Genomic DNA, 7,105 nt, shown 5'->3' with positions numbered 1-7,105 from the left:
GCACCGGCCAGCACACGGGCATCACGGATACCGGGCACAGCCAACGCCATACCCTCCAACTCCACGACATCCACCGCGGCCACCGCGTCCACCGCGTCCACCGCGTCCACCGCCACACGCTCCGCAGGCGCCGGAAGCTCCCCCACCCGCACACCCGGATCGGCACACACCACACGCAGCACATCACACAGAGCACGAGCGAACGCCTCCGCCGTACCCGCCTCATAGAGATCCGTCGCGAACTCGACGTGCACCGCGAGGCCGTCGGGCGCGCCCTCGGCACCGTGCCGTTGGAAGACGTCGACGAAGAGATCGAACTTGGCGGTGCCGGTGGCCGTCGGCCGCAATCCCACCTCGTGCTCCCCCAACCGGAGCACCGCGGGTTCGTTGTTCTGCAGGGCCAGCATGACCTGGAACAGCGGGTGCCGGCCGGGCCTGCGGGGCGGGTTGAGCACGTCCACCAGGCGGTCGAAGGGCAGGTCCTGGTGGTCCAGGGCGGCCAGATCGCCGGCACGCAGCCGGGCGAGGAGATCCCCGAAGGGGGGATTACCCGAGGTGTCGGCCCGCAGCACCACGGTGTTGGTGAACAAGCCGACCAGGTGGTCCAGGGCGGGTTCGGTGCGGCCCGCGACGGGGGTGCCCAGGACGATGTCCTCGCCGGCGCCGCAGCGGGTGAGCAGGGCGCTGACCGCGGCGTGCAGCACCATGAACAGGCTGGCGCCCGCCCGGTCGGCGAGGCCCAGCAGCTCCCGGTGCAGGGCGGCGTCCACGGCGACGGCGACGTGGGCGCCGCCTCCGCGCGGGGCGGCGGGACGCGGCCGGTCGCCCGGCAGGGTGCACTCCTCGGGCAGACCGGCGAGCGCCGTGCGCCAGTGCGCGGTCAGCCGCTCCAGCCGGCCCGGACCCTCCGGTTCGGGTGCCAGCAGCGCACGCTGCCACAGGGCGTAGTCGGCGTACTGCACCGCCAGCGGCTCCCACTCGGGCGCCCGGCCGGCGCGGCGGGCCGCGTAGGCGGTGCTCAGGTCGTCGGCGAAGGGACGCAGCGACCAGCCGTCGGCCGCGCTGTGGTGCAGGACGAGCAGCAGGGTGCGGTCCTGTCCGACTCCGAACAGGAAGGCGGCGAGGGGGCTTTCCGCGGTCAGGTCGAAGCGGTGCCGACAGGCCGCCGAGACATGGGCGTCGATCTCGCCGGCCGGGCAGTCCACACGGTGCCACCGGGGGCGCAGCTCGCCAGGGGGCAGGATGTGCTGGCGGAGGACACCGTCCTGCTCGGCGAACACCGTCCGCAGGCTCTCGTGCCGGTCGGCCAGGTCCCCGAGCGCTGCGCGGAGTGCCTCGGTGTCCACGCCGGGGCCGAGCGGCACCACCAGCGGGATGTTGTACGTGGCTGCCGCGTCGTCGAGCCGGTTGAGGAACCACATGCGTTCCTGGGCGAAGGACAGCGGCACGCACTCCGGGCGGTCGACTCGGCCGAGGGCCGGGCGTGCGGGAGCGGTGCCGGACGGGCCGGCCAGCCGTTGGGCGAGGACAGCGGGGGTCGGCTCCTCGAAGAGGACGGTGAGGGAGACCTTGACGCCGCTGTCCTGGCGCAGCCGGGCCAGCAGGCGGGCGGCGAGCAGGGAGTCGCCGCCCAGCTCGAAGAAGTCGGCGTCGGTGCCGACCGTGTCGCTGGGCAGCTGCAGGATTTCCTCGAACAACCGGCACACCAGGGCCTGCTCGGCGGTGGTGGGGCGGGCGCCGGACGCGGCAGCGGCGGCGTCGGGCGCGGGTGTGTCGGCGGGGACACGGGCGGCCGGGACCGTGTGCTCGGGCGGAGGGGCCGTGACGTGGGCGCGCGGGTCGGGGAGCGTGCCGGTGACGGGCACATCACGCACCGGGACCTCCCGGGGGTGCTCGCCCGGCAGCAGCAGGTCCAGGCCTCCCACGGAGGTGGTGGGCGCGGCGTCCGCGAGCCGTCGCAGGAGGGTCAGGAAACGGTCCCGGTGCAGCGTGAGTTCGTCCTCCTCGTACAGGGCCGGGTTGGCGTCGAAGGACAGCCACAGACCGCCGGGCCGGCTCCCCGGCCGCACGCTGATCTGCAGGTCGTCGACGGCGCCACCGGAGAGGTGGTGCCAAGTGGCCGGGTGCCCGCCGAAGTCGATCGTCTCGGTGAACGGCACGATGTTCAGCACCGGCCCGTACAGCCGGCGTCCCTTCCCCAGCAGGTTCAGATCACGACGGATGAACTCGCCCCTGTACTGCTGGTGTCGCCGCAGCGCCTTGAGTTCGTCGGCCACCGCCCGCGCCAGTCCGGCGAGGGGCATGGCCGGGGTCGTGGCCACGCGCAGCGGCAGCACGTCGGAGGCCGTGCCCGGAGTGCGCAGTGCCGCGCTGCCGGACCGGCTCATCGTGGCCATGCCCAGTACGAGATCGCCGGCACCGGTCATTCGGTGCAGGTAGACGACGGCGGCGGTGGTCAGCAGATCGGTGCGTGTGACGTCGAGCCGGGCAGCGGCGGCGGACAGGGCCTCGGCTTCTTCGCGCTCCAGCTCCGCGGTGCGACGCAGGAACCGGGCGGCGGGCGCGGCGGCGCGGCGGGTGAGCCGCGCGGGCTCGGGCAGTCCGGCCAGCCGATCCGTCCAGTGGGCCCGGTCGCGGGCACAGCGCTCGGAGGAGAGGTAGGCCGCCTCCTCGCTCTGGAGCCGGCTCACGGGCGCGAAGACGCAGGGGGCCGGTTCCCGACCTGCGGTCAGGGCGTTGTAGATGTCGGCGAGGCGTCGCCCGAGGAGCTTGTAGCTGTAGCCGTCGAGCAGGATGTGATGGGCCCTCAGCAGCCATACGTACCGGTCGGGAGCGAGGGTGAACAGGGTGTGGGTGAACAGCGGGCCCTCGTCCGTTTCCACCGGGGTGGCCAGCTCGGTGCGGATGCGCTCCTGGACGACGCCCCACGGGTCGTCCGCGCCGCTGACGTCGATCCGGTGCAGTGTCCAGTCACTCGCGGCCGAGTAGCACCTGGGGCCGTCATCGGTGTCGGTGAAGCGCAGGGCGAAGGTGTCGGCCTCCCCGACGGTGCGCCGCAGGGCCGTTTCGAAGACGTCGGTGTCGAGGGCACCGTGGATCTCCACGGCCTCACCAGTGTTGTACGCGGCGCTGTGAGGCGCGAGCCGCCCGGCGTACCACAGGCCCTCCTGGGCCCCGGAGAGCGGTCGAACGTCGCTCTGGTGTAACGACTCATCGACGAGTGACATGGCACAACCCCTCACATTGCACGTCGCGATGTCCCAGCCGGGAGAGCCTGCCGGGTGGTACGGGGCGTGGCCTGGAGCCCACGGGAAACAACGGGGCCCGGCGCACGCCGAGCGGGTGGGAACGGCACGGCCCGCTGCGGGGCCTGCGCGTCCCTCAAGGGTGCGACCGCGAGAGCGGGCCGATCAAGCTCGGACAGGAACACGTGACGAAGATGTAGGTGTTCCCCTGGACAGCGGGGAGGCCGGGATAGCTCCGCCCCCGGACCACTTTTAGGGAATCTCCGCGAATATCTTCCCGGCGCCGCCGCAGGAGTGGATTTCCCCGCTGCCGCTGAGGCACTCTCGGACGGCGCTGAACCCGGGGACGGCGCTGCAGCCGGACGGGCACCGAGACCTGCGCGGGAAGCCGGCCGAGGAGTTCCGGTGACCGGCACTCGGCGCGCCCGGCCGTTGCCGGCGGTGTTCCAGGCCGTCACGTGGCGGATCCGTCACCGCTCGCGTGGGCCGACCGCGCGGGGACAGTGGGTCCGGCCGGCACCGATCCGCCTTCCCCGAAGCAGACCGGACCCGGGTGCGGCGCGGACTCCCGACGTGGAAAAGAGGTGGACACTCATGAACACGGGTTCGTGGCGGCGCATCAGTGCGGGCGACCCGAAGAAGACGGTCCTCGCGGTCGACTTCGGCTCGGCGGCACGGTCGGAGGCGGACTTCCGTCAGTTCGCCACGCTGCTGAAGCCCTCCCGGGAAATCTGGCAGAGCGTTCAACCGGAAGAAGCCGAGAGGGAGTTGCTGTCCGCCGAGACGTACCTGCGGTGGTGGCGGAAGTTGCCCGAGGACGTGTACGGCCATGTGGACACCGTCATGGGCTACTGCGTGGGCAGTGTGTTCGCCTCGGCGCTGGCCGACGAGATCGCCGAGGTGCAGGGCACCCGGCCGGCACTGCTGCTGTTCGATCCGGAACCGGTGGACCGACTGTCCCTCCACCGGGACTTCGAGAAGGCGACCGGCTCCATGAAGCTGCTGTCCGATGAGGAACGGTCCGGCCACCTCGCGGAGGTGCGGGCCCTGTGTGAGGCGGGGCAGGAGGACTTCCACGCAGTCGCCACGCAGGTGATCAAACTCTATGAGACCGCCGTGGGCGTCGTCTTCGACCGCCTGGGCCTGGAGGAGGAGGCGAGCGAGGATCTGCGAGGGTTCTTCCGCTCGTACGTGTCCTATCTGTTCGCCGCCCGGCAGCTGAGCCCGGAAGAGGGCTGGGCCACGGCCGGCGCGCTGACCTCGGCGCAGTCGAGTCCCGGTGCCCCGCACGCCCTGTGGGAGCGGAGCTTCCCCATAGGCACCGAGGAGCTGCTGAGGAACCAGGACGTGGCCGACGCCGCGCATCGATTCCTCCAGGAGCACGGGGCGTGACCGCGATGCAGGAGACGCGAACGGAGAGGAACACCGTGGACGTGCTGGACGCGTTAGCCCCCCGCGAGGTCCCCGTCGGGGACCTCCTGAAGGGCACCTCGCCCGACTGGACCGATCTGGCGGTCGCCGCCACGGCGGCCTATCAGCACCGGATGACGGCGACCCGCGACATCGTGCTCGCCCTGGACTCCGTGCCCGTACGGCTGACTCTCGCCCCTTCGACAACCGTCTCCGAGCTGGTGAGAGAGGTACGGGCACACCGGACGCGGGCCACCGCAGGCGAGCCGGCCCGGTCCGGGGACGACGTCCCACCGACGCGTGTCCAGGTCCTCTGCACGGACGCCCCGGCGCCGTTGACCGGCTTGGCCTTCGCCTTCGAGTACCGGAGCGGGATGCTGCGGGCCGAGGCCGAGGGCGACCCCGACCGCTTCACCGCCGAACAGCTCGCCGAACACACCGAGCGCATCGGCCACTTCACCCGCGGGCTGTTCGGGTCGGGCGCGGCCGCCGAGGTGGGCGGGGCGGACCTGCTCACCCCGGCGGAGTACCACCGGATCATGCACGAGTGGAACGCCACCGACCACGAGGTTCCGCAGCTCACGCTCGTGGAGCTGGTGGAAGCGAACGTGGCCGCCCACCCGGACCGACTCGCCATCAGCCACCACGACGAGCGGCTGACCTACGCGGAGCTGGACGCGCGCGCCAACCGGCTCGCCCGGCTGCTGATCGGCCGTGGTGCGGGCGCCGGGGACATCGTCGCGATGGTGCTGCCCCGTTCGATCGACTACGTCGTCACCGCGCTGGCCGTCGTCAAGACGGGCGCGGCCTACCTGCCCGTGGACACCGGGTACCCGGTGCAGCGCATCAACCAGGTGCTGTCCGACGCGGGTGCCTCGCACGCGGTGACCGTCGCCGCGCTGTCGGACTCGATCCGGGTGACCGCCGAGCAGATCGTGCTCGACCAGGAGGCCACGGGAACCCTCCTGGCGGACACCGACCCGAGCAGTCCGACCGATGCCGACCGGCGGGCCCCGCTCACTCCCGACACTCCCGCCTATGTGCTGTACACCTCGGGCTCCACCGGGCGCCCCAAGGGTGTCGTGGTCGCCCACCGCGCGATCACCAACCGCCTGCACCACATGCAGCACCAGATTCCCCTGGGGCCGGACGACAGGCTTCTGCAGAAGACTCCCGCCGGGTTCGACGTGACCGTGCGCGAGGTCTTCTGGCCACTGCTGGCGGGGGCGTCGATCGTGGTCGCCGATCCCGACGGTCACCGGGACCCCGCCTACCTGGTGGAGACGATCGTGGCCGAGAACATCACCATCGCCCACTTCGTGCCCTCGGGGCTGAAGGTGTTCCTCCAGGAACCCGATGCCGCCAAGTGCGTCAGCCTGCGCCGTGTCGTGTGCGGCGGCGAGGCCCTGCCCGCCGAACTGCAGGCCTGGTTCGCCTCCGTGCTGGAGGCCGATCTGTTCAACGTGTACGGCCCCACCGAGGCGGCCGTGGACGTCTCGTCGATGCTGTGCCCGAGGAACCCGGAGCCGGGACCGGTGTTGATCGGGCGTCCGGTCTGGAACACGAAGCTGTACGTCCTCGACGAGCAGCGCCGCATGCTGCCGCCCGGGGTGATCGGCGAGCTGTACATCGCCGGTGTGCAGCTCGCCGAGGGCTACCTGGGGCAGCCCGAACTGACCGCCGACCGCTTCGTCGGCGATCCGTTCGGCGGACCCGGCGCCCGCATGTACCGCTCGGGGGACGCGGCCCGCTGGCGCGCCGACGGCGTCATCGAGTTCTTCGGCCGGCTCGATCACCAGGTGAAGATCCGCGGTTTCCGGGTCGAACTCGGGGAGATCGAGTCCGTGCTGCTGCGGGACGGGCAGCTGAGCCAGGCCGTCTGCCTCGTACGCGAGGACGTACCCGGCGATCAGCGGCTGGTGGCGTACGTCGTCCCGGTGCCCGGCACCGCCGCGGACGTGGACGTGGACAGGCTCCGTGCGCGGGCCGAGGCGGCGCTGCCCGACTACATGGTGCCCACCGCGTTCGTCGTCCTGGACGAGCTGCCGCTCACCGCGAACGAGAAGCTGGACCGCAAGGCCCTGCCCAGACCGCAGGCGCCGGTGGCGCGAGCCGGCCGTGAGCCGTCCACACCGCAGGAACTGCTCGTGGCCGGGCTGTTCGGCGACATCCTGGGGGTCTCCCCGGTCGGCGTCGACCAGAGCTTCTTCGAGCTGGGCGGCGACTCCCTGCTCGCCAGCCGACTGATCAACGACATCCACCGGCGCAGCGGTGTCCGGTTGCGCCTCAGGGAAATCCTCCAGGACGCGACCGTGCAGACGGTCGCCGCCCTCATCACCCCGTAGTTCCCACGCGAGCCGCGGGGGGGGGGGGGGGGGGCCGCCCCCCCCCCCCCCCCGCCCCCCCCCCCCCCCCCCCCCCCGGCGCCCCCCGGGGCCCCGCCCCCCCGC

At 72.2% G+C, this 7,105-nt stretch carries 3 protein-coding genes; 2 read left to right on the top strand and 1 reads right to left on the bottom strand.

The features are described from left to right. Nucleotides 1–3,227, bottom strand: a 3,227-nt coding sequence (locus tag ACF07S_RS27485) for a condensation domain-containing protein (RefSeq protein WP_391975390.1), incomplete at its 3' end; no start/stop codon positions are given. A gap of 612 nt (nt 3,228–3,839) precedes the next feature. Here ACF07S_RS27485 and ACF07S_RS27480 point away from each other — a divergent pair. Both ACF07S_RS27480 and ACF07S_RS27475 read left to right on the top strand, forming a co-directional pair. Beyond that, nucleotides 3,840–4,637, top strand: a complete 798-nt coding sequence (locus ACF07S_RS27480) for a hypothetical protein (protein WP_391966801.1) — start codon at nt 3,840–3,842, stop codon at nt 4,635–4,637. Nucleotides 4,638–4,642: 5 nt separating this feature from the next. After that, nucleotides 4,643–7,000, top strand: a complete 2,358-nt coding sequence (locus tag ACF07S_RS27475) for an amino acid adenylation domain-containing protein (RefSeq protein ID WP_391975395.1) — start codon at nt 4,643–4,645, stop codon at nt 6,998–7,000. The last annotated feature ends 105 nt before the right edge of the window (nt 7,001–7,105 follow it).

The sequence above is a fragment of the Streptomyces sp. NPDC016640 genome (assembly GCF_043076215.1).
Lineage (GTDB): Bacteria > Actinomycetota > Actinomycetes > Streptomycetales > Streptomycetaceae > Streptomyces.
This window is presented reverse-complemented; position numbering and strand designations above follow the sequence as displayed.

Excerpts from the sequence above, each read along its gene's own strand:
- ACF07S_RS27480 (WP_391966801.1), top strand. The coding sequence starts at position 3,840 with ATGAACACGGGTTCGTGGCGGCGCATCAGTGCGGGCGACCCGAAGAAG.
- ACF07S_RS27475 (WP_391975395.1), top strand. The coding sequence starts at position 4,643 with ATGCAGGAGACGCGAACGGAGAGGAACACCGTGGACGTGCTGGACGCG.